Genomic DNA, 26,763 nt, shown 5'->3' with positions numbered 1-26,763 from the left:
CCGATGCAGCGAGGCATGCGAGCGGAGTGCCCGACGGCGGCCCAGTTCGCCACCGTGATTGATTGTTTCAACTGGACGGTAGAATACTTCCATTTCGTAGATTGAGCAACGAGGGAGAAGCCCCAGACGCGGCCGGATGTCAATCTGGAGTACACGTTTCTGCGAAGGAGGGCTTCAGATGGTCTCCGCTTTGGGTGGGCTTCGCCGGAGGATCTTGACGCCGGACGCGCGACAGGCAACGTTGAAGGTTCGCGGGTTTCCCGCCCGAAACCCTTATGCCGCAGCATGTTTGGAAACAGCAGGCGCGACATTCCTGGCCGGATTCGGGGTCGGCGCCGAGCGCGGAACGGCGGCGGAGACCGCCGCGCTTTTATCGGAAATCGACAGCGGGAGAAGAGGTTTCGCGTTCGAAGGCGCCGCGATGGCGCTGGCGATCCGGGACGGGTTACCGATCGGTCACAACCACCACGTCACCGACTTCATCACCGCAGCAAACGAACATCTCTACATGATCTACGTCGGCGTCGGCTGGGCGCTGGCCCGGCTCCCCCGGCGCCTGCATCGAGGGGCGCTGGCCGGGGCCACCGACCCGGTTCTGCGGTGGCTCGTATTGGACGGCTACGGATTCCACCAGGCCTATTTCGATACTGATCGCTACGTAAAACAACAGTATGTTGACCCGACGCCGCCGCTGGTGTCGCCCCGGCACCTCGACTATGTGCCGCACGCCATCGATCAGGGGATCGGCCGCGCGCTGTGGTTCGTCTCCGGCGCCGATCCGGCGGCCGCGTGCACGCTGATCGAGGGGTTCCGGGCGGACCGGCGGCCGGACCTGTTCGCCGGACTCGGCCTGGCGGCGACCTACGCCGGCGGCGCCACCGCCGACGAGCTCGCCACGCTGCGCGACCGGGCATCGGCCTACCGCCGGGAAGTCGGCCAGGGCGCGACGTTCGCCGCCGAGGCACGCTCGCGCGCCCGCATCGTGCAGCCGAATACCGAAGCCGCCGTGGCGATTCTCACCGGCAGCCACGTCGCCGACGCCGCCGCGCTCGCGATCGAGACCCGGCCCGTGCACCTGACGATCAATGGCCGCCCTGGATTCGAGGTCTGGCGCGAGCGGATCCGACAACGCTGCCTGACCGCAGAACCAGCCGACCCGACCGTCTCCGCAGCACCGGAATCAACCGCAAAGGCCGAATCATGAACGCCAGACTGAGAGCCCTGGTGCCGACGATCGGCGCGGTGGTGCTGTTGGCCGCCACCTTTCTGATCGCACAGGCCCAGGTCGCCACCGAAGATCCGGCCACGGTGGCGCAGGACTACAAGTTCGAGTCCATGTCGATCGCCATGCCGCCCGGATACGACCAGTTGCCGATGAATTCCGTGCGCGAGGTGAACCCGGCGTATCAGAACATTCGCTCGTGGATCTCCTCCGTCGGCGCCTCGATCGCGATCAACGATCTGGTCGGGCACGGGCGGTCCGACGGCATGTGCATCGTCGACACCCGCACCGACTCGGTGATCGTGACCTACACGCCGACCGCGGCGCAGGCCGACCGGTTCACGCCGTTCGTGCTCCGCCCGGACCCGATCACGATGGATTCTACGATGGCGCCGATGGGTTGCGCCCCCGGCGATTTCAACGGCGACGGCGGCATGGACCTGCTCGTCTACTACTGGGGACGAACACCGATCATGTTCCTGCACAAGGCCGATGCCGCGGGCCAGGCACCGGCCTACACCCCCACCGAGGTGATCCCTTCGGGGACCACGCAGGGTCAGTACCACGGCGAACGCTGGAACACCAACGCCGTGTCGATCGCCGACTTCGACGGGGACGGCCATCCGGACATCGTGTTCGGGAACTACTTCCCGAACTCCGGTGTCCTCGACCCGAACGGACGCCCGGACGTCGTCATGAACGACTCGATGTCGAGCGCGAAGAACGCCGCGGGCGAGCGCGTATTCCGCTGGACCGGACTGGATCCCGCCGGGCAGCCGAAATACGTCGAGCAGAAGGAGGCAATCCCGATCGACGTCGCCACCGGCTGGACGCTCGCACTCGGCGCAGGCGACATGACCGCCGATCTGCTTCCCGAGCTCTATGTCGGCAACGATTTCGGCCACGATCATCTGCTGCTCAACCAATCGACGCCGGGCACTATCCGATTCAGCACGGCCACCGGCAACCGAACCTGGACCGACCCCAAATCCTTTGTACTCGGGAACGACTCGTTCAAGGGCATGGGCGTCGATTTCGCGGACATGTACAACCGCGGGAAATTCGACATGGTGGTCAGCAATATCACCACCGCGTGGGGCATCCAGGAAAGCAACTTCGTCTGGCGCAACGACGCGACCACGCCGGACGACATGCGCCGCGAACTCGCCTCCGGGCACGCGCCGTTCGCGCAGCAGGCCCAGCAACTCGGGCTCGCCTGGACCGGCTGGGGCTGGGACATGAAGGCCGCCGATCTGCGCAACTCCGGAACCCTGGACGTGCTCCAGACCGCCGGGTTCGTCCAGGGCGCCGGCGGCAGCAACCGCTGGCCCTGGCTGCAGGAGCTGGCCACCACCAACGACGTTGTGCTGCACGACCCTGGCATGTGGCCGCGGGTCGTCCCCGGCGACGACATCGCGGGCAGGCACCCGATGGCGCTGTACGCCAAGGGGAACGACGGCAAGTACGTCGACATCACCGAGCAGGTCGGCACCGACGCGCCGATACCGACGCGCGGAGTCGCCATCGGCGACACCACCGGCACCGGCCGGCTCGACTTCGCCGTCGCCCGCCAGTGGGGGCCGCCCGCGTTCTTCGCGAATCGTTCGCCGCACCTGGGCAATTCGCTGTCCTTGCGGCTGTGCCGGCCGGCCACGGGGACGGCCGCGCCGGGTGCCGCACAGCCGGCCTACAACGCGATCGTCACGGTACGCACCGCCGACGGCCGGACCATGCGCAGCCAACTCGACGGCGGCAGCGGACACAGCGGCAAACGCAGCTTCGACGTCCACTTCGGGCTCGGCGCCGCCACCACCCCGGTCTCCGCCGACCTCGAATGGCTGGACAACGCAGGCACTCCGCACCACCAGACACTCCAGCTGGCGCCTGGCTCGCACACGCTGATGCTGACCGAAACGGCCACCGAGATCGCCGAGGGGATCACGAAACCATGACTCTGCTCAATCGGAAACGAAATCTTCGCGAGCCGCGCCCCGCGACCAGGACCACGGTCGCGACCGCACCGCCCGCCACCAACGGCGCGACACCCGGCGACCGGAAGCCCGACACCCCACCGGTCAAGAAGGATGTGCGATATCTGGCCCTCCGGAATTTCGCCATCTCGCTCAGCGTGCTCAATATCATCGGCTACACCCTGCTCGGCTTCGAACAACCACCGCTGTGGCCGATTCTGGCGCTCTTGGCGTCGTACTCGATCGACCTGGTTTTCGAGTGGATCACCGCGTGGTCGCGCGGCACCGCGCCGCGATTCCTCGGTCGCGGAGCCCGCGGCGTGTACGAGTTCCTGCTGCCCGCGCACATCACCGCCCTGGCCGTGAATATGCTGCTCTACGCCAACAATCAATTCTGGCCGGTGCTTTTCGCCGTGGCGGCCGCGATCACCAGCAAGTACGTTTTCCAGGCCCCGTTCGCCGGGCGCATGCGCCATTTCATGAACCCGTCCAATTTCGGGATAACGATGGCGCTGCTGTTCTTCAGCACCTGGGTGAGCATCGCGCCGCCCTACGAGTTCGGCGAGAACATCAACACGATGTTCCGGATCGCGGTCCCGCTCGTCCTGCTCGTCGCGGGGTCGGTGATCAACGCGACCCTGGTCGGCCGGGTGCCGCTGATCGTCGGCTGGCTCGGCGGGTTCGTCATCCAGGCCCTGGTCCGGCACGCGCTGTTCGACGTCGCGCTGGTCGCCGCGCTCGGCACGATGACCGGCACCGCCTTCATCCTGTTCACCAATTACATGATCACCGACCCGGGCACCACACCGTTCCCGGCGCGCGTCCAATTCATGTTCGGCGCCTCGGTCGCGACCGTGTACGGGCTGATGATGGCCGTCGACATCGTGTACACCCTGTTCTTCGCGCTCACCCTGGTCTGCGCGATCCGGGGCAGCTATGCCTGGCTTTCCACCTGGACCAAGGCCGCCAGACAGCGGGCCGCCGAACGCCGGGACACCGACCCGGTGTCCGTCCTGTCCCCCGGCCCCACCGCTCAGCGAGCTTGACCGATGGTTCGGCTAGCGATCGTAGGCATGGCGTGCCGTTTTCCCGATGCCGCGAATCCGGCCCAGCTCTGGGACAACGTCCTGGCCCGGCGGCGCGCCTTCCGGCCGGTCCCACCCGCCCGGTTGAACGCGGCCGACTACTACGCGAGTGATCCCGCCGCGGCGGACCGCCACTACGCGACGCATTCGGCGGTCATCGAGGGCTGGACCTTCGATCGGGCCCGGCATCGCGTGGCCGCGGGCACCTTTCGGTCCACCGACATCGTGCACTGGCTCGCCCTGGACACCGCCGCGGCGGCGCTCGACGACGCGGGCTTCCCCGCGGGGGAAGGCTTGGACCGCAAACGCACCGGCGTCATCCTCGGCAATACGCTCACCGGCGACATGACCCGCGCCTCGGGCATGCGGCTGCGCTGGCCTTATGTGCGCCGCACCCTGGCTGCCGCGCTGCGCCGCAACGGCAGGCCCGCGGCGGAGATCGCCGCCTTCCTCGACGAGTACGAGGCGGACTACAAGGCGCCGTTCCCGGCGATCACCGAGGACACCCTGGCCGGCGGCCTGGCGAACACGATCGCCGGGCGGATCTGCAACCACTTCGATTTCGGCGGTGGCGGTTTCATCGTCGACGGCGCGTGCTCGTCCTCGCTGTTGTCCATCACGCAGGCCGGCGACGCCATGCTCGCGGGTCATCTCGACGCCGCGATCGTCGGTGGCGTGGATCTGTCCATCGACCCGTTCGAACTGGTCGGCTTCGCGAAGACCGGCGCCCTGTCGACCTCGGAAATGCGCGTGTACGACGAGCGGTCGAACGGATTCTGGCCGGGTGAGGGCTGCGGGATCCTGGTGTTGCAGCGCGAGGAGGACGCGCTCGCCCGGGGCGCGCGGATCTACGCGACCATCGCCGGGTGGGGTGTCTCCTCGGACGGTCGCGGCGGTATCACCCGGCCCGAACCCAGCGGCCACCTGCGGGCCATCGAACGCGCGTACCGGATGGCGGGATTCGGGACGGACACCGTCGACTATCTCGAAGGCCACGGCGCGGGCACCACGGTCGGTGACCGAACCGAGCTCGAGGTGTTCAACACCGCCGTCGCCGCGCGGAGTGCGGACCGGCCGCCGGTGGCGGTCGGATCGATCAAGGGCAATATCGGTCATACGAAGGCGGCGGCGGGGATCGCGGCGCTGATCAAGACCGCGCTCGCCGTGCACCACGGAACCATTCCGCCGATCACCGGAACCGACCGGGCCCATCCGGTGCTCGCCGACGTCGGAAATCGACTCCGCCTTCCCGACCGGGCACTCGAATGGCCGGGCCCGGACGGCCCCCACCGGTCCGCGAAGGCCGGTTATCCCCGGCGGGCGGGTGTCTCGTCGCTGGGCTTCGGCGGCATCAACGCCCATGTCGTGCTGGAGAGCCGACTGCCGCCGCGCCCGCTGTCGCGCACCGCCGGTACCCGGCTGGCCCGTAGTGCTCAGGACGCGGAACTGTTCGTGCTGTCCGCGGCGACGCCGGTTGAACTGGAAACGCGGCTGCGCACGGTGGCCGCGCTCGCCGCCCGATGTTCGTTCGCCGAACTCGGCGATCTCGCCACCGAGCTGATCCGGATCGACGCCCGGCTGCCGATCAAGGCGGCGGTGGTCGCCGCCGACCAGCGCCAGGCCGCCGACCGGCTGACCGAACTGGCCGACCTGCTGGCCACCGGTGAACGGCACTGGTTCGCGCCGGGCAGCGGCCAATTCCTCGGTGCGGGAATCGGATCCGCGCCACGCATCGGCCTCCTGTTCCCCGGGCAGGGCGCGCCGGGGCAGGGCGACGGCGGCGCGCCCGCTCGCCGCTTCGCCGTCGTCGCCGATCTGTACCAGCAGGTCGGCGTGCGCGCCGGCGGTCAGGCGACCGAGGAGGCGCAGCCGCGCATCGTGACGGCCTCGCTCGCCGGCCTGCGCGTGCTCGATTCGGTCGGCATGAACGTCGTCGGCTGCGTGGGGCACAGCCTGGGGGAACTGACCGCGCTCTACTGGGCGGGGGTGTTCGACGAGACCGAGCTCGTGCGCACCGCGGCGGTCCGCGGCGCGGCCATGCACAACGCCGCCGTGGACGAGCCGGGCAGCATGGCGACGATCTTCGCGGCCGCCGATCAGGTCGCGACCCTGCTGAACGGCAGCCCGGTGGTGGTCGCCGGATACAACGGCCCGGGACACACGGTGGTCGCGGGCCCGGCCAACGCGGTCGACGTGGTGCTGGTGAGTGCGCGCGCGGCCGGAATGCGCTGCCGGACACTACCGGTCTCGCATGCGTTCCATTCGCCGTTGGTCGCGCCGGCCGCCCACGCCTTCCGCCGCTACCTCGACGAGATCGACCTCGGCCGGGTCAAACGGCCCGGCGTGTTCTCGACGGTCACCGCGGGCCCGCTGGAACCCGGCTGCGCCGTCGCCGATCTGCTCGAGCGTCAGGTGCACGCACCGGTCCGGTTCGCCGACGCGCTGTCGCAGCTCGCGGAGACCTGCGATCTGCTGGTCGAGGTCGGTCCCGGTGCGACGCTGTCGGCGCTGGCCGCCGACGTCTGCCCCGGTGTTCCGGCGGTCGCGATGGAAACCGACGGCAACTCCGTCGGCGGGATCCTGCGCACCCTCGCCGCCTGCTATGTGCTCGGCGCCCGCCCCGACCTGGAGGGGTTCGCCGCCGAGCGCTTCACTCGGACCATCCCGCTCGACAAGCAGTTCGTTTTCCTCGAAAGTCCTTGCGAGCAAGCGCCGAACGACTCGTTCCTCCCCCAGGCGCAGTCCAACGGACACGGGGTGATCCAGCCGGATATCGCCGATCGACCCAGCGGGGCCCGGCCCGACGAGACCTCGTCGCTGCCGACGCTGCGCCGACTGATCGCCGAGCGCGTCGAACTCCCGCTCGACGAGATCACCCCGGAGATCTGCCCGCTCGACGACCTGCACCTGAGCAGCATCACCATCACCCAATTGGTCGCGGACGCGGTCAAGCTGCTGGGTGCCGAGACACTGGAACCGACCACCAATGTGGCCACCGCGACGATCGCGCAGCTCGCCGAGGCGATCGACGACCTGGCGAAGACCGCGCACGGTGCACCGGCGCGGCAGGCCGACGACCTGACCGGGGTCGATATCTGGGTGCGGCCGTTCACCGTCGAGCTGGTCGCCGCGGCGGCGCCGCCGGTCACCGACCGCGGCGACGACGCGCCGGGCACCTGGCGGGTATTCGCACCGCCGGACGATCGGTTCGCCGCGGTCCTCCGATCCGAGCTCGACACCGCCCGCCTCGGCGACGGTGTGCTCCTGCGGCTGGGCGCGGCCACCGGCGAACCGGCCGAAATCGCCATCGACCGTATGCTTTCCGCGGCCCGGGCGGCGATCGACACCGGGTCCCGCCTGGTCGTGATCGACGACGGCCGGGACGCCGCCGCGCTGGCCAAGACGGTGCACCTGGAGGCCCCCGCCGTCCGGACCACCGTCATTCATCCGGCGCCCGGCCTGGCACCCGAGCAGGCCGCGCGGCTGGCCTGCGCCGATATCGCCGCCACCACGACCTTCCGGGAAGTCCACTACGACGGGGAGGGCAACCGGACCGAACCGGTACTTCGCGAGCTCACGCCGGGCGCCGCCGATCTGCCGCTCGGCGCGCGCGACGTGGTCGCGGTCACCGGCGGGGTTCGGGGCATCACCGCCGAATGCGCTGTCGCGCTGGCCGAGCAGACCGGATGCGTGCTCGCGATCATCGCGCGCAGCCAAGCCGACGATCCCGAGATCGCCGCCAACCTGGCCCGGCTCCGCGAATCCGGTGTCACCGCACACTATTACGCCGCCGACGTGACCGACCGAGGCCAGATCGCCGACACGATGGCCACGATTCGGCGCGAACTCGGCGCGGTCACCGGCATCCTGCACGGCGCCGGAATCAACACCCCCGCGGCGATCGGATCGTTGACCGGTGACCACGTGGCGCGAACCGTCGCGCCCAAGGTCGACGGCCTGCACCACCTGCTCGGATCGGTCGAGCAGGCCGAGCTTCGGCTGGTCGTCGGCTTCGGCAGCATCATCGGCCGGGCCGGCCTGCGCGGCGAGGGGCACTACGCGATCGCCAACGACTGGTTGCGCTCCGCCATCGATGCCCTCGCCGAGGAGCTGCCGGACTGCCGGTGCCTCACCATCGAATGGTCGGTCTGGGCCGGAACCGGGATGGGCGAACGGCTCGGCGTGCTGGATTCCCTTGTCCGCGAAGGCATCGAGCCGATTCCGACCGACCTGGGCGTCGACCTCATGCTGGATCTGCTGCGCACCCCCGCCTGCCCGTCCAGTGTGGTGGTGATCGGCAGAACCGGCGGGCTGCCGACGATCCGCTTCGATGACACCGAGCTGCCGCTGCTGCGGTTCCTGGAGCGCCCGCGGCTGCACGTCCCCTGGATCGAGCTGCTCGCCGACGCCGACCTCTCGGTGGCCACCGACCCCTATCTCGCCGATCATCAATTCACCCGCGACGCACTGTTCCCCGCGGTGCTGGGCATGGAGGCGATGGCGCAGGCCGCCACCGCGCTGTTCGGCGAGCAACGCCCGGTGCAGTTGCACGATCTCGAATTCCTCCGGCCGATCGTCGCGGCACCGGACCGGGTGACGACGATCCGGGTCGCCGCGCTGCGCTCGGGCGACACCGTCCGGGTGGCGATCAGGTCGGATACCACCGCGTTTCAGCTCGACCATTTCCGCGGCGTCTGCCGGCACGCACGCCAGCCCGACGACGTGGCCGCGGTCGGCGCGATTCCCGCCGTCCCGGCGCCGGCGACCGAACCGTTGGAGCGGCTGGCCGAATTCGCGCACACCGCCGAGACCGCGCCGGCCGGGCTCGGCATGGCGATCGACACCGACTTCTACGACCGAATCATGTTCCACGGAAAGATGTTCCGGTCGGTCGAGGACTATCGGCAGCTGTCCGCCCGGCAATGCGTGGCGCGGATCAGCGTCCGCGAGCAGCGCTGGTTCTCGCCGATGTTGCCGAAATCGCTGGTGCTGGACGACCCGGCGGCCAGGGACGCGTTCATGCACGCCATCCAGGTCTGCGTGCCGGACGCGACGCTGCTGCCGGCGAAGGTGGCCCGCGTGCTGTCGCTGCCGATAGCCCCCGACGTCCGGACCGTCGTCCTGGCCGCGCGCGAACGGTCGCACGAGCAGTCGACGTATATCTACGACGTCCTCGTGCGCGACGAGCGCGGCGCGGTCGTCGCGATCTGGGAGGGGCTCGAACTCGTCGCGGTCGCACCGATCGCGGCGGAGTCCGGGTGGATCCCCGAGTTGCTCGGTCCACACCTGCAGCGGCGTCTCGATACCCGGCTGACCTCGCCGGTGCAGTTGGCGATCGTGCGCGACCAGCCGCCGGTTCCGGTCCTCGACGACCCCCGTATCTCGCTGCGTCGCAACGCAACCCGACGCGCACTGGCCGCCGCCCTCGGACGCACGGTTGTCCTCCGGTATCGCCCCGACGGGCGGCCGGAGATACCGGACGGACACGCGAGCTTCGCGCACGGCGCCGGGGTCACCGTCGCCGTGGTGGCCGCGTGCCCGGTGGGCTGCGATCTCGAACCGGTCCAGGCGCGCACGCAGGCGCAATGGGCCGGGCTGCTCGGCAATTCGGGGGTCGCGCTGGCGGAGCTGTGCGGCCGGGCGGCAGGCGAGTCGTTCGACACCGCCGCGACCCGGGTATGGAGCGCGCGCGAGGCGGTGACCAAGCTCGGCGTCACGGTCACCAGGCCGCGACTGACCCTGGACCACCGGGCCGCGGCCGACGGCTGGCTGGCGCTGCGGCACGGCACCGACGTCGTCTGGTCCCTCAGCACCACCCTGGCGTTACCGGCACCCCTGCCGGTGGTGTTCTCGGTCACCGAGAAAGGTTGATACGTGCGTTATTACGAGATCTCCCACATCGTCGGCTTCGAGGAAACCAACCTGGTCGGCAACGTCTATTTCGTGCACTACTTTCGCTGGCAGGGGCGCTGCCGGGAAATGTTCCTGATGGAGCACGCGCCGGACGTGCTCGACGAGATCCACCGGGACCTCAAGCTTTTCACGATCAAATGCGAGTGTGAGTACTTCGCCGAACTGACCGCGTTCCAGCGGCTCACCATCCGGATGACCCTGGTCGACCTCACCCAGACGCAGATCGAGTTCGAATTCGCCTACCTCGAGGTCGACGACCGGACCGGGGGCGAGCACCTGGTGGCCCGCGGTCGTCAGCGAGTCGCCTGCATGCGCGCCAACGGAACTCGGGTGGAGCCGACCCGGGTGCCCGAGAGCCTGCGGCGCGCGCTCGAGCCGTACGCCGAACCCGGCCACCGGGGAACCGACCGGCGCGTCCTGGCCGGCCGCCGGGCCGACTGAATCATGGACGATCGGCCGACCGGGTCAGGAGACGTCGGCGTGGGCCTCGGACCCGGCCTGCGCCGTCGAGGTGAGCTCGAGGTCGAGCAGCCTGAGGCAGCGATTCAACGAGGTCGAATCCCCGCTGACGGTCAGGCTTCCGGACAGCATCGCGTCGAGGATGCCCAGTTGCTCGGTGCCGATCCGGATGAACGTCTCCGGGTCGGCGGTGACCACGAGTACCGGTTCGTCCGGTGTGGGTCCGTCGACGACGCGCGCGGTGCGGTCCTCGCACAGCACGTGGAACACCTCGTCGCCGATCCGGAACTCGTAGGACTCGTCGACCTCGGGCTGCGGCCCTACGCTGATCATCGCCTCCAACGCCAATCGGCCCCACTCGGAACGGACGAGCCCGTCCTGCTCGTAGGAGGAGATGTGCGACAGGCCCCATGACGCCAACCCGATGATCACCGGTCTGAGCGCCTCACCGCTGGCGGTCAGCCGATATTGAACACCGCGGCCGTCACCGGGTACGGGCTCACGCTGGATCACCCCGTGTTCGGTGAGCATCTGCAACCGGGCCGCGAGCAGGTTCGGTCCGATCCCCACCAGCGTCTCTTCGAGCAGCTGGTTGTATCGCTTCGGGCCGGTCGTGAGATCGCGGATGATCAGCAGGGTCCAGCGCTCGCCGACGAGGTCGAGCGCGGCCGCGACCGCACACAGTTGCGCGTAGCGCTTCGTTCCCATGTGAGTACCTCGAGTGTCGGATCACTACAACTTCCTAGTGACACTGATACTACGTTACATGTTTCCCTTCGGTTGCTGCGGCCACCTACCCGTCGGTCAGTACCGTCTGAGCTAACGGTGTTTCAATGCTGAACCATGGCCGGTCACGCGCCGTTCCGCGGAACTGATGCCATCCGGAAATAACACGTCGACGCTGGGACGGAAGGCGAATCGCCGGCGCGACCGAAGGCGGCCGGAGCCGCGGCGCCAGCAACGGAGATGCCCGCCGACCGGCGCCCGGCAGTCCGCAGCACATCTCGGCCGTAATAATATCTTAATGTATAGCAATATTGACGACGCGCCACTGCGGGTCGGACCGGGCGCTCACGTCCCGACGGCCGCGCTCAGCAGTTTGTGCGCGGACTCGAGGTGCGCGGGCGTGGTGCCGCAGCATCCGCCGATGATGTCCAAGCCGTAGTCGGCGCACCACCGCGCGGCCAGTTCCGCGAACTCGTCCGGGGTCAACGCCGGAGCCAGGGCGCGATCCACATGTTCGTGGGCCGGCAGTCCGGTCCGGTCCTCGATGTTCGGATAGGCCCCGATCAACCCCGCCCGGCCGCGGCACACCACCCGCAGCGCCACCTCGGTGGCCTGCGGGGAGGTGCAGTTGATCAGAACGGCCTCGGCCCCGTCGCGTTGCACCGCGTGAACCGCACCGGTCAGCGGCTCCCCGGACAGCAGGGTCGCGTCCTCCGCGCAGGCGAACGACACCCACGCCCGCCCGCCCGCGGACAACACCTCCCGCAGCGCGATCCTGGCCTCGCGAATGGTGTTCATCGTCTCGATCAGGAACAGGTCCACCCCGGCCCGCGAGAGCTCGCGCACCAGCCAGCCGTGCTCGGCGCGCAGTTCCTCGTCGGACGGCACCAGATCCGGCCGATAGCAGTCCTCGACCGGTCCGATCGAGCCGGCGATCTGGGCGTCGAGCACGCCGGCTTGTTTCCGGGCGGCGCCGGCCACCCCCACGGCGGCGTGCACCACCCAGGCCCAGCCCGCCTCGTCGAGCTTGGTCTGCCGCAGGGCGCGCAGGTTGGCCCGGAAGGTGTTCGCCGTGATCACCTGCGCGCCGGCGGCGAGATAGGCCTCGTGCACCGACTGGAGCACGCCCCGCTTCGCGTCGGTGAGCACGGCCCCGGAGGTCCACCACGGCGGGCGCACCGGCAACCCCGCGCGTTGCAGCTCGGTCGCGATGCCGCCGTCGAGCAGCCGGACTCCTTGGATATCAAGGGAATTCGTCATCAGTCACCTTCCAGCGCAGTGGTCAGATCCTCGACCAGATCGGCCGGATCCTCGATCCCGACCGAGAGCCGAATCAGGTCGTCGGTGATTCCGGCCGCGTGCCGGATGGCACGCGGTATCGGCCGATGCGTCATCAACGCGGGGCACTCGATCAGCGAGCGCACGCCGCCGAGGCTCACCGCGCAGGCGAACAGCCGAGTTCTCGCCATCAGCTTCTCCGGGTCGCCGCGGTAGCGGAAGCCGATGATCGAGCCGGGACCCGACATCTGCCGGCCGGCCAGGCGATACTGGGGATGCTGCGGCAGACCCGGATAGCGCACCTCGAGCACGGCGGGCAGAGCGCACAGTTCCTCGGCGATCGCGCGGGCGGTGGCGGTCTGGCGGGCGACCCGCAGGGACAGCGTCTTGACTCCGCGATGCACCAGATAGCAGTCCAGGCCGCCGGGTACACCGCCGGTCACCGTCCGATGTTCGACGAACCCGGCGTGCAACTCCGCGTCGTCGCACACCAGCGCGCCACCGAGCACATCGGCGTGGCCGGCGATGAATTTCGTTGTGCTGTAGAGGCTTACATCCGCACCAAGCGCCAGCGGACGCTGCAGGGCCGGGCTGGCGAAGGTGTTGTCGACCACCACCGTCGCGCCCCTGGCATGGGCCAGCCTGCCGATCTCGGCCACATCCGCGATCTTCAGCAACGGGTTGCTCGGCGTTTCCACCCACACCATCGCGGCGTCGCTCGCCAGCGCGCGCCGCACTTCGGCCGGATCGCTCAGATCCGCGTAGTCGACCCGGATGCCGAATCGGCTCAACGCGGCGAACAACGCGTAGGTACCGCCGTACACGTCATCGGAGGACACCACCCGCTGCCCGGCCGCCAGGCGGGACAGCGCCGTGGTCGCGGCGGCCTGCCCCGAGGAGAAGACCGCGCAGAATCGCGCGTCCTCCAGCGCGGCCAGGCATTCTTCCAATGCCTGCCTGGTCGGATTCTCCCCGCGAGAATAGAACAGCCGCAACGGTTCCTGCGCGAAACGGTCATAGGTGGTGGCGACATGGATCGGCGGCACGAGGTCGCCGGTGCCCGGCGCGGACTGCTGCCCGCTGTGCACGAGCCTGGTGTCGAAGCGCATGCCGGTCAGCCGATCGGCGCGACGGCCCGCAGCAGCAAGGCCTTGCTCGGCAGGGCGACGGTGCCCTCGGGTGTGCGGTAGGGCTCGACGGCCTCGCCGACGGCGGCCCAGGTCTCCGGATCGTCGGCGCTGCCGAACCGCTCCCGCAGCATGGTCCTCAGGCCCGGCGGAATGACCACCTTGTTGAATTCGATGAAACGCTGCGGGGATTCGAGCACGAACGGTACTCGGAACTCACTCACCTCGACATCGCCGAAACCGGCCTTGACCAGTTCGGCGCCCACCGCCTCCTGGTCGCCCATGCTGAACGGCCCCGGTGCCCCCGGTGGCGCGGGTGGCAGTTCGAGCCGTCGGGCGATCACCTGGAAGCCGAGCGACATCATGGGCGCTTCCGATCCCGGAGCCGCCCATACGGCGGCGGCGAGCAGGCCGCCGGGCACCAGCACCCGCGCCAGTGCCCGGAACGTCTCGACCCGGTCGACCGCGAACATCAAGCCCCAGCGGCTGAGCACGACGTCGAACGACGCGGCCGGAAAGTTCAGCGATTCGACGTCGCCGACCACGAATTCGACATTGCCGACGCCGCGTCCCCGGTCGCGGGCCCGGCCGATCATCTCCGGCGCGAGGTCGATCCCGGTGACCGCACCGGACGCGCCGACGACCGCCGCGGCGGACAGCGCGGGTTCGCCGGTGCCGGTGCCGATGTCGAGCACCCGCTGGCCCGGCCGCACGCCGGCGAGGTCGAGCAGCGCGGCGGTGACCGGTGCGCCACCGGTTTCGAAGTCGGCCGAGCAGGACATCCAGCCGGCGCTGATCGCGTTCCAGTTGGCTCGTTGCGTGTGCTTGAAGCGCACCGGATCGAATTCGGTTGTCATGGCGCCGGTCCCGTCAGTGCTGGTTCTCGGTGGACGGCTCGGTCGCCAGAAAACGTTCGGTGGGATGCTCGTGCGTCCAGAATCCGGGCCGCACGGTGGTGAGCGCCTGCCGGACGACCTCGATTTCGGCTTCGGTGTTGTATACCGCGAACGACAGGCGGACGGTGCCGACCTCGCCGAAGCTGTCGATGAACAGGTTGGCGCAGTGCACCCCGCTGCGCACCGCCACCCCGTGCCGATCCAGGTGACCGCCGACGTCGTAGGGGTGGATGCCGTCGACGACGAACGAAACGATCCCGCTCGGCCGGGCGGCCGGGTCGCCGATGATCCGCACCCGCGAAATGCCTTGCAGGGCTTCGACAGTGGCCTCGATCAGCAGGTCGTCGTGGCGCTGGACGGCGTCCCAGCCGAGCTCATGGACATAGTCGAACGCCGCGGCCAGCCCGATGGCGCCCGCAATGTGCGGCGTGCCCGCTTCGAGCCGGGCAGGCACCGGAACGTAGGCGACCGGCTCGGCCAGGGTCACGCCTTTCACGGTGCCGCCGCCCACCTGGTACGGCTCCAGCGCGGACAGCAGCTCCCGCTTGCCGTACAGCACGCCGATGCCCATCGGGCCGTAGATCTTGTGCCCGGAGAAGCAGTAGAAGTCGGCGTCGAGGTCGCGCACGTCCACCGGCCCGTGCGGCACCGCCTGTGCGCCGTCGACGAGCACCGGTATGCCGTGCCGATGCACCGCGGCGATCATGTCCCGGACCGGGTTGACCGTGCCGAGCACGTTGGACACCTGCGCGACGGCGGCGAGCCGGACCCGCGGCCCGAGCGCCGCGGCGAACCGGTCGAGCGCGACTCGCCCGCCGGCGCCGACCGGAACGATCACGAGCTCCGCGCCCGTGCGCTCACACAGCCTTCGCCACGGCAGCAGGTTGGAGTTGTGCTCCATGCCGGTGACGACGACCTGGTCGCCCGCGGTCACCACCGACCGGCCGAAGGTATCGGCGAGCAGGTTGACCGCCGCGGTCGTGCCGGGCGTGAACACCACCTCGTCGGCGTGCTCGGCGTTGAGCGCGCGCCGGATGGTTTCGCGGGCCGCCTCGTAGGCATCGGTCGCGGCCATGCTGAGCTGGTAGTAGCCCCGGCCGATATTGCTGTTCAGGCCGGAGTAGTAGTTCACCAGCGCGTCCAGCACCGCACGCGGTTTCTGCGCGGTCGCCGCATTGTCCAGGTAGACCAACGGATTCGGGCCGAAGCGGCGCTCCAGGATCGGAAAGTCCGGGCGCACGGACTCCCCCAGAATCGAAGGGCTGATCTTCCCATTACTCACCAGATCAGTCATCAGATAACCATATCTAAATGAAGTTAGTTTGCCTAGGGTTGAACAGGTTCCGGAACTCGGTCAGATAGCGCGCGGGGAACTCGAACACCTTCTGCGGCGGATACCGGCGCTCGCCCGCGCGCGGGCCGAAGAAGAACCAGCAGATCTGCGCGATCTGCTCGGTGAACAGCACCGGATGCACGTCTGCGGAGTACATCCCCATATGACAGAAGGCGGCCCCGAACTCGCCGCGAGCGGAGAACCCGCGCCCGGACATCACATGCCCGAACACGTCGTGCACCGCCCGGAACACGTCGTTGTGACTGAACTCCACGCCCTCGACCACAATGCCGGACGGTTGCCGCATCGGATGGAAAGCCGCGGCCGGTTCCGGGCCGTGCCCGGAGCTGGTCAGATAAACGTACAGCTCACCGGTGGCCCGGACGGACGCACGCAGCTCGGCCGAAGTCCGGTAGGGCTGTCCAGCGGCCAACCAGGGCCGCACCCTGATCCCGGCATCGGCAACCAGCCGGTACTGCTGGACGTTCTCCCGCTTGAACCGGTCGTAGCGCCGGGCAAGGGAGGTGGCATAGGCCAATCGCGGCGCCTGCTCGAAGTACGCGGCCACCCGGCGGCAATAGTCCTCGTCCCAGTCGAGGGTGAAGCCGGCCGGCGCGGCGATCCGATGCCCGCCCGAGGGCCAGTGGCGATCGACGTAGGTCTGCGCAAGATCGGCCAGCTCGGCTTCCATCAACATCACCCCTAGTTCACAATATATTCTTGAAGCGAGATTGTCGCCAGGCCAGGGAGACCGAGATGACCCACCGTGAATCCGCGCCCGTCGCCAGGACGCTGCCCGCACCCACCGCCTATCTGTGCGGTCTCACCTGGGACGGCTCGATGCTGTGGCACTCCGATCAGGACGCGCGAACGATCTTCGCCATCGACCCGTCCGACGGCACGGTCGCGCGGTCCTGGGCCTGTGCCCGCGTGCGCGCGGACCTCGCCTACGACGGCACCCGGCTGCTCCAGGTCGGCGGGCACCCGAAACGGCTCGTGCTCGTCGACCCGGCGACCGGGGAAGCCGCCGGGGAGAAGGAGGTGCTCCCGCGCAGCGGTCGGCTGACCGGGATCGAGTTCGGTCCGGAGGGGCTGTGGATGTGCCTGCGCGCGCCGACCGTCGTCCAGCTGCGGAACTACGCGACCATGGAGATCGAACGCGAGTACCCGGCGGGCGGCGAATCCCCTTCCGGCCTGACCTATGCCGACGGCCTGGTGCTGCACGGCGATTACGGCGATGCGATGGTGCGGGCGCTCGACGCGCGCACCGGCGAGCAGGTCGGCGCGGTCCGCGTACCCGGCCGTCCGACCGGAATGACCTGGGACGGAAGCCATCTCTGGTATTGCGACTTCCCCGCCCGCGCACTGCGCGCCGTCGAACTCGACGCCGTGCTGGTCAATCGAGGGTAGAACGGCCGCCGTCGGTGCCGAACAGGCCGCGCATGAGCTGCGGCTTGGCCGCCTCCTGAAAATCCATGTCCGGGTCCAGTTCCCGGATGGTCCCCTCGATCACCAGCAGCGACAACAGCGGGAAGATCAGCTCGGACGCGGCGTTGATGCCGAAGCGGCGCTGCAGGTCGAACATCTCCATGGCGAACGCGATCAGGCTGAACTCGCTGGCGGGCTGGCCGTGGCTGCGTTCGACGAGATCGGCCATCCGCACCGTGAAACCCGCGAGATCGGCGTCCGCGGCGATCTCGGCCGCACTCTGGATCACGATCTCGGCGGCATGCTGCCCGCGGCCGATCGCCATGTTCATGAAGAACTCGGCGAACAGGCGGCGCAGCCGGTCGGTCAACTGGACGCTGAAGCCGGCGTCCAGCACCACGACCTGGGCGCTGCGGGTGAAGTAGAGATTGCCGGGATGCATGTCGCAGTGCACGAATCCGTCGACGAACAGCATCTGATACATCGCGGCCATGCCGGACGCCGCGAAGCGCCTGCGCGCGGCCGGGGAACAGTGCTCGGCCGTGTCCACCGCCAGGTCCGGGATGAACTCCATCACGATGCAGCGGGGACGGCAGGCCTCGGGATAGACCTTCGGCACCCAGACCCGCGGCACCTCGGAGAGGTTCTTGCGCAACCGCCGCAGATTGTCGGCCTCGCGTTCGAAGTCGAGCTGCCCGAGGATGGCGCCGGCCATGTTCGCGACGACCTCCTCGACCGGAACGCCGCGGAAAACCGGTAGTCGCGCAACGAATGCCGCGCCGCCCCGGATCAGCGCGAGATCCTCGGACATGACCTGCTCGATGCCGGGCCTGCGCAGTTTGACCGCCACCTCCTGGCCCGAGCGCAGCCGCGCCCGGTACACCGAGGCCACGCTGCCGGACGCGACCGGACGCGCGTCGAGCGAGGCGAAAACGTCGTCCGCGTCGGCGCCGTAGGCCTCGGCCAGGGCGATCGCGGTGTGCGCCGCGTCCAGCGGCGCGACGGAATCCTGCAGCAGCGACAGTTCGTCGCACAGCGCGGGCGGCAGCAGGTCGCGGCGGGTGCCGAGCACCTGTCCGGCCTTGACGAAGGTCGGCCCGAGCACCATCAACAGCGCGACCAGTCGTCGGTAGACATGCTGCCGGCCGGCCGCGGGACCGTAGCGCAACCGGCGGATCACCCCGCCCGGAATCGCCGGAACGCCTACCGCGACAACGGTGCCGGCGACGCGCGCCGCCCGCAGCATGAGCGCGAATCGTGCTGGCATGGCCTCAACTCCCTATTCTCTGCTGTCGATCGAACCGATGCACCGCCTCCGCGAGTTCGCGCCGGATCTCCCTGGCCACCGGCGCCGGGCAGAATGCCGCGTCGATCCCCACGGCCACCAGGTCCACCAGCGCGGCGACCGAGATGCCGAGCCGGTCGTGGCACAGCTGATATTCGCGATTCAGCGAGGTGCCGAACATCCCCGGATCATCGGCGCCGAGCGTGACCGGGACCCCGGCGGCGAGCAAGGCGGGCAGCGGGTGCTTGGCGAGCGTGCGCACCGCGCCGGTGCGCAGGTTCGACGACGGGCACACCTCGAGCGTGATGTTCCGGTCCGCCAGGTAGGCCAGCAGCCCGCGGTCGGCCACCGCGCGGATCCCGTGCCCGATCCGTTCCGCGCCCAGATCCCGGATGGCCGACCAGATCTCACCGGCGTCGGAGGTCTCCCCCGCATGCGGAACGGCGTGCAGCCCATGGGCCCGCGCCTGCTCGAACGCGGCGCGGAACAGCCGGCGCGGCGCACCGCGTTCCGGGCCGCCCAGCCCGAACCCGACCGTTCCGGCGGGCTGGTGGCGCAGAATCCAGTCCAGCGTGGCGAAGGCGCCGGCGACGCCGTCGTCCGCCGACACGTCGAATATCCAATTCAGGTGGATGCCATGGCATTCCGCGACCAGGCGGCGACCGATGGACAACGCCTCGGCGAGCTCGGCGGCCGCGATGCCCATCCGCAGATGCGACAGCGGGGTAACCGTCACCTCGGCATATCGCACGTTGTCCGCGGCGAGCTGGTCGCCGAGGCCGGTCACCAGCCGTACCAGCGCGGGACCGCCGGTGACCAACTTGTTGACCGCGGTGTACACCTCGATGAAATGCGCGAAATCGGTGAATCGGTAATACCGGCGCAATTCGGCCGGGTCGGTGGGCACCCCGGCCTCCGGCCGCGATCCGGCCAATTCGGCTACCGTGTCCACCGCCGCCGAACCCAGCAGGTGCACATGCAATTCCACCTTCGGCAGCGCCGCGAGGAATGCCGCCACCGACCGCCCGTTGCCGTTCATCGGGGCCCACCCGCGCTAGCGGCCGGCTCCGTCGTGCACGGGCGTGACCATCCGAAACCCCCTGGCTGGCAGCGGCATACGAGATCTGGCGGTGCGCCGCCGGGCCGGCTCGGCGCCGGCGGACTGTCCGCAATATCCACCATAGCTTTCTTAAGCCAACTAGGTAAGAGGAACGCTCGGCAGGGCAAGCGCGCAGCCACCCGGGTCGGCATTCAAACCCCAGATGCCGGGATCCAACAGCCCAGGACGACCGGAACCGTAAAACACGCAGACCCTCAAAAGAGGAGAAAACTTATGTAACATATAGCTAGTCGAACGTCGAGGAAGCGCGGAGGCGATGTCCGGCCGATGGCAGGACGACCGACCGGGCCGACCGGCGACGCAGGCGCGCGGCCCATCCGGCCGGGCCGCATCGTGGAAGGGGTTCCCATGAATGGTGCTGTCGATCCCGTCCCGCCGCACCCGGCGGCGACGATGACCGCGGAGTCCCCGTCGAGCCTGCGCACCGCGGACTGGTCCGAGATCCACGGGTTGTTCGCGCTGGAGCCCGGCGCTATCCATCTCAATACCGGCACCGTCGGCGCGATGCCGTACGCCGTGCTCGACACCGTGGACCGGGTGACCAGGCAGTGGGCCGGCGGTCTCGGCGACGTCTATCCGCCGGGGATGTACCCGGACCATCGGGCCGCCATCGCCAAGGCGTACGGGGTCGATCAGGACGAGATGGTGATCACCCACAATGCGACCGAGGGCGTCGCGCGGGTGATCCACGGCCTCGATCTGCGCGCCGGCGACGAGGTCGTCACCACCACGCACGAATGCTATTCCGTGCTCTCGAATTTCAACCTGCTGCGCAACCGCTTCGGCATCGAGCTCACCACGATCACCCTCCCCACCGGATACGACGTGCGCGCCGAGCAGATCATCGAACTGTTCGAGGCGGCGATCACCCCGCGCACGAAAGTGCTTGCCTTCGCGGGGATCACGCTGTTCACCGGCACCAAGCTCCCGATGCGCGCGCTGTGTGAGCTCGCGCATCGGCACGGCCTGATCACGGTCATCGACGGCGCGCTGTTGCCCGGCATGCTCGATCTCGACATGCGGGCGATCGGCGCGGATTTCATCTCCTGCTCCGGATCCAAGTTCCAGTGCGGCCCGCTGGGTACCGGATTGCTGTACGTGCGCAACAAGATTCATCCGGAGCACAATCCGCTGCCGTTGCCCAAGTTCTGGCCGACCATCTCCACCTGGTACCCGATGAAGGGCAGCCCGCCGCCGCGGACCACGACCTCGATCGCGAGCGACAACATCGGCGACTACCTGCAGAGCGCGGGCAGCGCCAGCATCGCCCGCGGCGCCGCACTCGCGACGGCCTGCGCGCTGTGGGACGAGATCGGCCGGGATCGGATCGAACGCAGGATCATGCTGCTCGCGGAGTACGCGCGCTACCGCATCGCCGAACGTTTCGGCCGGGAGGCGATGTACTCGCCCGGCGCGGACCGCGTGCTGAAGTCGCCGCTGATCGCCTTTCACCCGTTCCGCAGGCCCGAAGACGCGTGGAATGTGAAGAAGATTCACGAGTTCACCATGCGGTTGCAGCGCGAGCACCGGCTCTTCACCAGGTGGACCGAGTTCGATGTGGCCGGATCGCCGCATCAGCACTACGCGTCGCGGATCACGACCCACATCTTCAACGACTTCGACGAGATCGATAAGGCCGTCGACATCATGGGCGCCCTCGCCGCGGAGATGTCATGACCGATCCGACGATCCTGCGCCTGTACGGCCCGGGCCCGCTCGACCAGCTGGATCCGGTGTGCTGCCCGAGGTTTCCGATCGATCGGGCGGTCCGGCTGTTCACCCGGCAGCTGTTCACCTATCGGACCCAGGCCGACCCACGCGATTGGCAGTCCGGCGCACCGGTGCCGGACGTGGCGACCGAGGTCCCGTCCATCTACAACGCCGGAATGGGCGCGAGCTACACGAGTTACGTGGTCCATCTGCGGCCCGGCGTGCTCTGGGACAGCACCCCCGCGCGGCCGGTCACCACGCACGACGTGGTTCGCGGCTTCAAGCGGATGGGTAATCCGTTGCGCCGCAGCGCGTTGCTGCCGTACTTCACCGACACCGTCCGGGGCATGGCGAAGTACTGCGCGGAGTACGCCGCCGCGTTCGCCGGTGTGGTGCCGACCGGCCGCGAGTTGGCCGAATATCAGAACTCCCATGACATTCCGGGTCTGCTGGTGCTCGACGATGAGACGATCATCTTCGAATTACGCAGGCCAGCCATGGATTTCATCGACATGCTGACCCTCCCCTGCGCCTCGCCCGCGCCGGTCGAATACGACCGCTTCGTGCCCGGCAGCATCGAGCTGTGCCGCAATATCCGGTCCACCGGCCCGTACCGGCCCGTCGAATTCACCCCGGGCCGTGAACTCCGGCTGGACCGGAATCCGGTGTGGCACGCGGACACCGACCCGGTTCGGCGTCAGCAACTCGAGGCCGTCGAGGTCAGCGCCGAACCGGTCGGCGCGGGCGCGGTCGCGTACCGAATCCGCACCGACCGCGCGGATCTGGCCTGGGGCCTGCGCATCGCCGATCCGGCCACGCCGGTCGAGCACGATCTCGGTTTCGCGCTGGACCCCTACCTGGTGTTCAACACCCGCAGCCCCAACGCCGGTGGCGCGTTGCGCGACGTGCCGGTGCGCCAGGCGATCGCCCGCGCGATCGACAAGGCCGCCGTCGCGACGGACGTCGCCAGGCTGGGCGGCGAGACGATCATCCGCGTCGCCGGTTCCATCGTCCCGCCGAACAACGACGGCCACCAGGACCTGGACCCCTACTCCACGTCCCACCACGGCGGCGCCGGGCAGAACTGCGCGGCCGCGCTCGCCGCCGCGGGGCATCCGGGCGCGCTGACGATCACCGCGATCCACCCGGGAACCGAGCGCGCCCGCCGGGTCGCCCAGCGCTACGCCGCCGACCTGGCCACCGCCGGAATCACCGTCGTGCCCGTCGAATTGGCCGTCCCGGAGTATCTGGATCTGCTGGCCGACCCGGCCAGGGCGGCGGCCGGCGAATGGGATATCGCGCTGGCGTCGTGGTCACCGACCTGGCCGCAGCACAACGGCCGCGTCTTCCTCCAGCCGCTGCTGCAATCCGGCTCCCCCGCCAACCTCGGCGGCTACCACAATCCCGAGGTGGACGCGCTGATCGACCGGGCGCTCGGCGCGGCGGACGGCGAATCGGCCGACGCCGCGTGGCGCAAGGCCGAACGCGTCGCCCTGGCCGACGCCCCGATCGTGCCGCTCCTGTTCCAGGTCCCCACCACGCGGGAACTCTGTGGCCGCCGCGTTCGCGCCGCCACCGTGCTGCCCACGCACGGTCTCGCGGTCGACCTGGCCACGCTCCGGCTCGACCCGCCCCCGACGGACGGGGGCAGCAGACGTGGATGAGCACGACGCGCATCTCCTCACCGAGATCGCGGGCAACACCTCGGTATCCCTGTGGGCCGCAGCGGGTCCCGAGGACGACTACGCCATACGACTGTGGACTCGCGGCGCCGAGCGCCTGTACGGCTACTCGATGGGCGAGGCCATCGGCGAGAGTTATCTCACGCTACTGACGAACAAACTCGAGCACGACCGCGCAAAAGCGGATCACGACAAGATAATTCGGAACGGCATCGAGATCCGGAACCTGGTAGACGATGTGATCTACTCCGGCTCACAGCGATTGCTCCTCACGATTCGATTTCCGCTCTACGACAAGGCAATGAAGGCACATCTGCTCGCCGAGACCGGAATCGAGATAACCGGCATCACCCTCGAAGAAGCAACGCTGATCACCAGTACACGTGAAGAGGCGATTCATATCAGCGAGAGCGCAGCCAGATACGATCTATCGGAGCAGTTGCGCCGGCTGGTCGGCGCGCTGACGTTGTCGGGGACCGGCGAGGACGAACGTGCCGCGCTGGCCCTGGGTGTGGAACTGCTGCGGCAGGCGCTGAATGTGTCCGCCGAATCGAGCGTATGGCTGGCCGGCAGCGACGGGCAGTTCAGCGAGGTGTTCCGCAGCGGTGGCTGGAAGAACCCGCCCGGCTTCGACATCGGCCGCACGCTCGACTGGTTCCGGTCGAGCACCAAGCCGATACTCCACGATTCCAATTCCCGTCCGCACCGACTGCTCAAGCGGCTCTTCGACACACATCAGGGGCCGCTGGACACGGTGGGCCTGATTCCACTGCACGCCGAGGGGGAACTCCTCGGTCTCCATGTCATCCGGGTGGCCGCGCCGCATTCCTTCTCCCAGCTCGAGCGCGACGCGCTGCCCGTGCTGTCCTCGGCCGTGCTGGCGAGCGCACGACTCGCCGCCGAAGTGCGCCGGCGGCGGGAGGAGGCCGCCGAGTCCCGGGCCGAGGCGACCAGGCTGCGGCTCAACGGCGACTTCGCCCATCGGATACGCAAGGCGGTGGATCCGATTCTGCGCGACGTTCATTCGATACGCGAGGAGTTGCAGCTGCGCGGGGTGAAACTGGACGGCGAACTCGCCCAGTGGATCGACGACATCACCCTGGGGTGCACCGAGCTGGCCCGGGCCCCGGAAGAACTGCATCGCGCCCAGAAGGTCGCGCGAATCAGCATCCGCGGTGTGCTGACCGCGCTGCGTAACCGGCTCGGTCTCGAATTCCCGGACAGCGTCATCGAACTCGATATCGACGGCATCGCCGGGGTGCTCGTCCGCGGCGTCAAAGGCGATATCACGGCATTGTTCGAGAACCTGCTCTACAACGCGATCGAGGCCGTGGACGGCAATGGCCGGGTGCGGGTGATCGCCTCGGTCTCCGGCAGGTCCGTCTCGATCATCGTCTCGGACGAGGGCCCCGGAATCCCGCCCGAGGATGTCGAGGGCATTTTCCAGCTCGGGTTCTCCAGCAAGGGCGAAGGCCACGGCCTCGGCCTGGCCAGGGCCCGCGAAATCGTCACCGACCTCGGCGGTCAGATCACGGTCGACGTGCACTACTCCACCGGCGCCACTTTTCTCATTGTTCTGCCCATTTCCAGGAGAGCGTAGATGGCGATAATATTGTTGCTCGAGGACAATATTCAATTTGCCCGGGCGGTGCAGCGAGTACTTCGGGGGCATGAAGTACGACACGTGACCAGAGTCGATGCGGCGATCGATGAGCTCCAGCGGCCCGATGTGGACTGCGCGCTGATCGATCTCAATCTCACCGACGAGGACGACTACTCCGGTTACGAAGTCCTGTCCTACATCCTGCACAACCGGCCGGAGCTGCCGCGCGCGGTGGTGACGGGCTCCCGCCTGAAAGGCGCGATCAGCAAGAACATCCTGCTCCGGTACGGCGTCGGCGACATCGTCATCAAGGGCGATGTCGACCGGGCCGGCTACGGCACCACGGATCTGATCGACACGGTGAGCGATCTGCTCGTCGGGTCGGACCGCCGGCGCCGGGAAAAGGCGCGCGACGAGGTCGCGTCGATCTCACTCGCCGCGCAGACCGAATTACGCCGCCGCATCAACGGATTACAGCAGCTCTCGGAACAGCTGCGCAGCGGCCCGAAGCGCCGCGACCCGACCGCGAACAGCCGGACCGTGCTGACCCGGCGCGCCGACAAACTGATCGAACTGGAGGCGGCGGCGAAGGCCAGGTGCGACGTGGTCGCGCTGGACGAGCTGGCGCACGAGGTGGAAATGTTCGAGGCGGAATCGGCGAGGGTGCTCGGTGATTCGTAGGATCAGCGCCAGTCTCGGCCAGGTGCATCCGGGCGCCTACTACCTGGCCAGCGCGGTCGTACTGTCGCTGTCGACGAATACGTTCACTCAGGCCTACGGCACGGTTCCGGCTCCGGACAATCAGCAATCGCTGCTGCTGTGCACGCTCACCGCGTTCGTGTCCGCGGTGGCGTTGTCGACCCTGGGCTGGCGCATCGAGACGATCAGGTCATTGGCCATGGAGCGGGCCGCGGACGTGGGCCTGCCGCCGCGGCATCTTATCGGCGAAGCGGCGGAAGCATTCTATGTCGAAGTATTCGTGAAAATGGCGGTCGGCGTCGCCACGGCGGTAATGTCGGTCGCTTTCATGCTCGGTCGATGGTAGGACGCGCGCAAACATCCGGCGTGATTTTGCCTATCTCGATGGTCAGCGATCTCGAGTTCACTTATTGATTTCGAGTGCAAGTCCCCTATTCGCGTGCGGCCGCTGCCTGACCCTCCTCCCGCGCTGAGCGCTGCGCGCATCGTCGCAAGCGCGGCCCGTCATCGCTGTCTGTGCTCCCCACGCTGCGCACTCCGACATGCCAACGCTTCACTTCGGTGCCGAACCAAGTAACTTCACTAAGATATAATTACCTCTTGAAGAGCCGCCTTCCCGGCAGTAAAGTAGGGATAGTAGAGGTCCGCATAGTGAATGACCGGTTGAGATAGGGAGTCCCCATGGTCACGCAAGCCCGGCAGCAGAAATTCGCGAAGCACTTCGAGCGCTACGATGCCGACAACGATGGCAAGATCGACCAGTCGGACATCGACGCGTTGATCAACAAATGGTGCAACGCGTTCAACATTCCCCCTGGTTCCGACAAATGGCGGATCACGGTCAAGCGGGCCAACCGGCTATGGCAGGACCTGCAGGGGCACGCCGATGCCAACGGCGACAAGGTGATCAGCAGGGAGGAATGGATCGCGGCGCACGAAGACCCCCGCTTCGTCGACGAGGTCGCTATTCCGTTGGCCCAACTCACTTTCGAACTCGGCGATGTAGACGGCGACGGCACGCTGTCCTTGAGTGAGTGGATGATCCTGCAGTCGACCTCCGGTGTCGGCCAGGTCGAGGCGTTGAAGATGTTTCAGGCGCTCGACCACAACGGCGACGGATACATCAGCACCGACGAGCACGACGCGGCGCTGCGTGAATTCTTCGGCAGCGACGACCTCGAAGCCGCGGGCAACCACCTGGCCGGCCGCGTATAACAGGTCGCCCGA

The 26,763-nt window shown here is 68.4% G+C and carries 20 protein-coding genes; 12 read left to right on the top strand and 8 right to left on the bottom strand.

Features of this window, described 5'->3' with window-relative positions:
- Positions 1-136 precede the first annotated feature (136 nt).
- From ACFQ9K_RS16445 to ACFQ9K_RS16425, 5 genes are read left to right on the top strand one after another with little or no spacing between them, the layout of a single operon-like run.
- On the top strand, positions 137-1,204 hold the full coding sequence (locus ACFQ9K_RS16445; RefSeq protein WP_378983279.1) for a DUF1702 family protein: 1,068 nt from the start codon (positions 137-139) through the stop codon (positions 1,202-1,204).
- Positions 1,201-3,174 carry a CRTAC1 family protein gene (locus tag ACFQ9K_RS16440; RefSeq protein ID WP_378722525.1) on the top strand — a complete coding sequence of 658 codons (1,974 nt, stop codon included), beginning with the start codon at positions 1,201-1,203 and terminating at the stop codon, positions 3,172-3,174. Before ACFQ9K_RS16445 ends, ACFQ9K_RS16440 begins: the two co-directional genes overlap by 4 nt.
- Positions 3,171-4,238: an enediyne biosynthesis protein gene (locus ACFQ9K_RS16435; RefSeq protein ID WP_378722527.1), complete on the top strand. Its 1,068-nt coding sequence runs from the start codon at positions 3,171-3,173 to the stop codon at positions 4,236-4,238. The genes ACFQ9K_RS16440 and ACFQ9K_RS16435 overlap by 4 nt, the downstream gene beginning before the upstream one ends.
- A gap of 3 nt (positions 4,239-4,241) precedes the next feature.
- Positions 4,242-10,148: an SDR family NAD(P)-dependent oxidoreductase gene (locus ACFQ9K_RS16430; RefSeq protein ID WP_378722528.1), complete on the top strand. Its 5,907-nt coding sequence runs from the start codon at positions 4,242-4,244 to the stop codon at positions 10,146-10,148.
- Positions 10,149-10,151: 3 nt separating this feature from the next.
- Positions 10,152-10,631 carry an acyl-CoA thioesterase gene (locus ACFQ9K_RS16425; protein WP_378722529.1) on the top strand — a complete coding sequence of 160 codons (480 nt, stop codon included), beginning with the start codon at positions 10,152-10,154 and terminating at the stop codon, positions 10,629-10,631.
- Positions 10,632-10,655: 24 nt separating this feature from the next.
- Here the strand turns inward: ACFQ9K_RS16425 and ACFQ9K_RS16420 are convergent, their stop codons facing one another.
- The 6 genes from ACFQ9K_RS16420 to ACFQ9K_RS16395 form a co-directional block, all read right to left on the bottom strand.
- The gene (locus ACFQ9K_RS16420; protein WP_378722530.1) at positions 10,656-11,357 is read right to left on the bottom strand and encodes a winged helix-turn-helix transcriptional regulator; all 702 of its coding nucleotides are present in this window, start codon (positions 11,355-11,357) and stop codon (positions 10,656-10,658) included.
- A gap of 363 nt (positions 11,358-11,720) precedes the next feature.
- Complete coding sequence (locus ACFQ9K_RS16415) at positions 11,721-12,635, bottom strand: homocysteine S-methyltransferase family protein (protein ID WP_378722532.1); 915 nt, start codon at positions 12,633-12,635, stop codon at positions 11,721-11,723.
- Positions 12,635-13,762 (bottom strand): trans-sulfuration enzyme family protein, encoded by a 1,128-nt coding sequence (locus tag ACFQ9K_RS16410; RefSeq protein WP_378722534.1) that lies wholly within the window; start codon positions 13,760-13,762, stop codon positions 12,635-12,637. Before ACFQ9K_RS16410 ends, ACFQ9K_RS16415 begins: the two co-directional genes overlap by 1 nt.
- 5 nt (positions 13,763-13,767) lie before the next feature.
- Entirely contained in the window at positions 13,768-14,637 is an 870-nt protein-coding gene (locus tag ACFQ9K_RS16405; RefSeq protein ID WP_378722535.1) for a class I SAM-dependent methyltransferase, read from the bottom strand.
- A 13-nt stretch (positions 14,638-14,650) separates the two neighbouring features.
- Positions 14,651-15,970: an aminotransferase class V-fold PLP-dependent enzyme gene (locus ACFQ9K_RS16400; protein WP_378722536.1), complete on the bottom strand. Its 1,320-nt coding sequence runs from the start codon at positions 15,968-15,970 to the stop codon at positions 14,651-14,653.
- A gap of 13 nt (positions 15,971-15,983) precedes the next feature.
- Positions 15,984-16,706 (bottom strand): crotonobetainyl-CoA--carnitine CoA-transferase, encoded by a 723-nt coding sequence (locus ACFQ9K_RS16395; protein ID WP_378722537.1) that lies wholly within the window; start codon positions 16,704-16,706, stop codon positions 15,984-15,986.
- Between the two features lie 59 nt (positions 16,707-16,765).
- Here ACFQ9K_RS16395 and ACFQ9K_RS16390 point away from each other — a divergent pair, with 59 nt between their 5' ends.
- The gene (locus ACFQ9K_RS16390) at positions 16,766-17,419 is read left to right on the top strand and encodes a PQQ-binding-like beta-propeller repeat protein (protein WP_378722538.1); all 654 of its coding nucleotides are present in this window, start codon (positions 16,766-16,768) and stop codon (positions 17,417-17,419) included.
- On the opposite strand, the gene ACFQ9K_RS16385 is transcribed toward ACFQ9K_RS16390, so the two are convergent.
- Positions 17,406-18,704 carry an ABC1 kinase family protein gene (locus tag ACFQ9K_RS16385; protein WP_378722540.1) on the bottom strand — a complete coding sequence of 433 codons (1,299 nt, stop codon included), beginning with the start codon at positions 18,702-18,704 and terminating at the stop codon, positions 17,406-17,408. The genes ACFQ9K_RS16390 and ACFQ9K_RS16385 overlap by 14 nt on opposite strands.
- Positions 18,705-18,708: 4 nt before the next feature.
- On the bottom strand, positions 18,709-19,761 hold the full coding sequence (gene add / locus ACFQ9K_RS16380) for an adenosine deaminase (protein ID WP_378722541.1): 1,053 nt from the start codon (positions 19,759-19,761) through the stop codon (positions 18,709-18,711).
- A 429-nt stretch (positions 19,762-20,190) separates the two neighbouring features.
- On the opposite strand from add, the gene ACFQ9K_RS16375 reads away from it, so the two are divergent.
- The 6 genes from ACFQ9K_RS16375 (at position 20,191) to ACFQ9K_RS16350 (ending at position 26,751) form a co-directional block, all read left to right on the top strand.
- Positions 20,191-21,519: an aminotransferase class V-fold PLP-dependent enzyme gene (locus ACFQ9K_RS16375; protein WP_378722542.1), complete on the top strand. Its 1,329-nt coding sequence runs from the start codon at positions 20,191-20,193 to the stop codon at positions 21,517-21,519.
- Positions 21,516-23,216 carry an ABC transporter substrate-binding protein gene (locus tag ACFQ9K_RS16370; protein WP_378983274.1) on the top strand — a complete coding sequence of 567 codons (1,701 nt, stop codon included), beginning with the start codon at positions 21,516-21,518 and terminating at the stop codon, positions 23,214-23,216. Before ACFQ9K_RS16375 ends, ACFQ9K_RS16370 begins: the two co-directional genes overlap by 4 nt.
- Positions 23,209-24,834, top strand: a complete 1,626-nt coding sequence (locus ACFQ9K_RS16365) for an ATP-binding protein (protein ID WP_378726675.1) — start codon at positions 23,209-23,211, stop codon at positions 24,832-24,834. Before ACFQ9K_RS16370 ends, ACFQ9K_RS16365 begins: the two co-directional genes overlap by 8 nt.
- Complete coding sequence (locus tag ACFQ9K_RS16360) at positions 24,835-25,518, top strand: response regulator (protein ID WP_378726673.1); 684 nt, start codon at positions 24,835-24,837, stop codon at positions 25,516-25,518.
- Positions 25,519-25,540: 22 nt separating this feature from the next.
- Positions 25,541-25,882, top strand: coding sequence for a hypothetical protein (locus ACFQ9K_RS16355; protein WP_378726672.1), 342 nt, complete (start codon positions 25,541-25,543; stop codon positions 25,880-25,882).
- A gap of 335 nt (positions 25,883-26,217) precedes the next feature.
- Complete coding sequence (locus ACFQ9K_RS16350) at positions 26,218-26,751, top strand: EF-hand domain-containing protein (RefSeq protein ID WP_378726671.1); 534 nt, start codon at positions 26,218-26,220, stop codon at positions 26,749-26,751.
- Positions 26,752-26,763 lie beyond the last annotated feature (12 nt).

Source organism: Nocardia sp. NPDC056564 (assembly GCF_042793755.1).
Classification (GTDB): domain Bacteria; phylum Actinomycetota; class Actinomycetes; order Mycobacteriales; family Mycobacteriaceae; genus Nocardia.
The sequence above is the reverse complement of the archived record's forward strand: the minus strand, read 5'-3'. Positions and strand labels throughout refer to the sequence as shown.

Excerpts from the sequence above, each read along its gene's own strand:
- ACFQ9K_RS16395 (WP_378722537.1), bottom strand. The coding sequence starts at position 16,706 with ATGTTGATGGAAGCCGAGCTGGCCGATCTTGCGCAGACCTACGTCGAT.
- ACFQ9K_RS16350 (WP_378726671.1), top strand. The coding sequence starts at position 26,218 with ATGGTCACGCAAGCCCGGCAGCAGAAATTCGCGAAGCACTTCGAGCGC.
- ACFQ9K_RS16390 (WP_378722538.1), top strand. The coding sequence starts at position 16,766 with ATGACCCACCGTGAATCCGCGCCCGTCGCCAGGACGCTGCCCGCACCC.
- ACFQ9K_RS16435 (WP_378722527.1), top strand. The coding sequence starts at position 3,171 with ATGACTCTGCTCAATCGGAAACGAAATCTTCGCGAGCCGCGCCCCGCG.
- ACFQ9K_RS16375 (WP_378722542.1), top strand. The coding sequence starts at position 20,191 with ATGAATGGTGCTGTCGATCCCGTCCCGCCGCACCCGGCGGCGACGATG.
- ACFQ9K_RS16430 (WP_378722528.1), top strand. The coding sequence starts at position 4,242 with ATGGTTCGGCTAGCGATCGTAGGCATGGCGTGCCGTTTTCCCGATGCC.
- ACFQ9K_RS16415 (WP_378722532.1), bottom strand. The coding sequence starts at position 12,635 with ATGACGAATTCCCTTGATATCCAAGGAGTCCGGCTGCTCGACGGCGGC.
- ACFQ9K_RS16440 (WP_378722525.1), top strand. The coding sequence starts at position 1,201 with ATGAACGCCAGACTGAGAGCCCTGGTGCCGACGATCGGCGCGGTGGTG.
- ACFQ9K_RS16405 (WP_378722535.1), bottom strand. The coding sequence starts at position 14,637 with ATGACAACCGAATTCGATCCGGTGCGCTTCAAGCACACGCAACGAGCC.
- ACFQ9K_RS16400 (WP_378722536.1), bottom strand. The coding sequence starts at position 15,970 with ATGACTGATCTGGTGAGTAATGGGAAGATCAGCCCTTCGATTCTGGGG.
- ACFQ9K_RS16420 (WP_378722530.1), bottom strand. The coding sequence starts at position 11,357 with ATGGGAACGAAGCGCTACGCGCAACTGTGTGCGGTCGCGGCCGCGCTC.
- ACFQ9K_RS16385 (WP_378722540.1), bottom strand. The coding sequence starts at position 18,704 with ATGCCAGCACGATTCGCGCTCATGCTGCGGGCGGCGCGCGTCGCCGGC.
- ACFQ9K_RS16360 (WP_378726673.1), top strand. The coding sequence starts at position 24,835 with ATGGCGATAATATTGTTGCTCGAGGACAATATTCAATTTGCCCGGGCG.
- ACFQ9K_RS16410 (WP_378722534.1), bottom strand. The coding sequence starts at position 13,762 with ATGCGCTTCGACACCAGGCTCGTGCACAGCGGGCAGCAGTCCGCGCCG.
- ACFQ9K_RS16445 (WP_378983279.1), top strand. The coding sequence starts at position 137 with ATGTCAATCTGGAGTACACGTTTCTGCGAAGGAGGGCTTCAGATGGTC.
- add (WP_378722541.1), bottom strand. The coding sequence starts at position 19,761 with ATGAACGGCAACGGGCGGTCGGTGGCGGCATTCCTCGCGGCGCTGCCG.
- ACFQ9K_RS16370 (WP_378983274.1), top strand. The coding sequence starts at position 21,516 with ATGACCGATCCGACGATCCTGCGCCTGTACGGCCCGGGCCCGCTCGAC.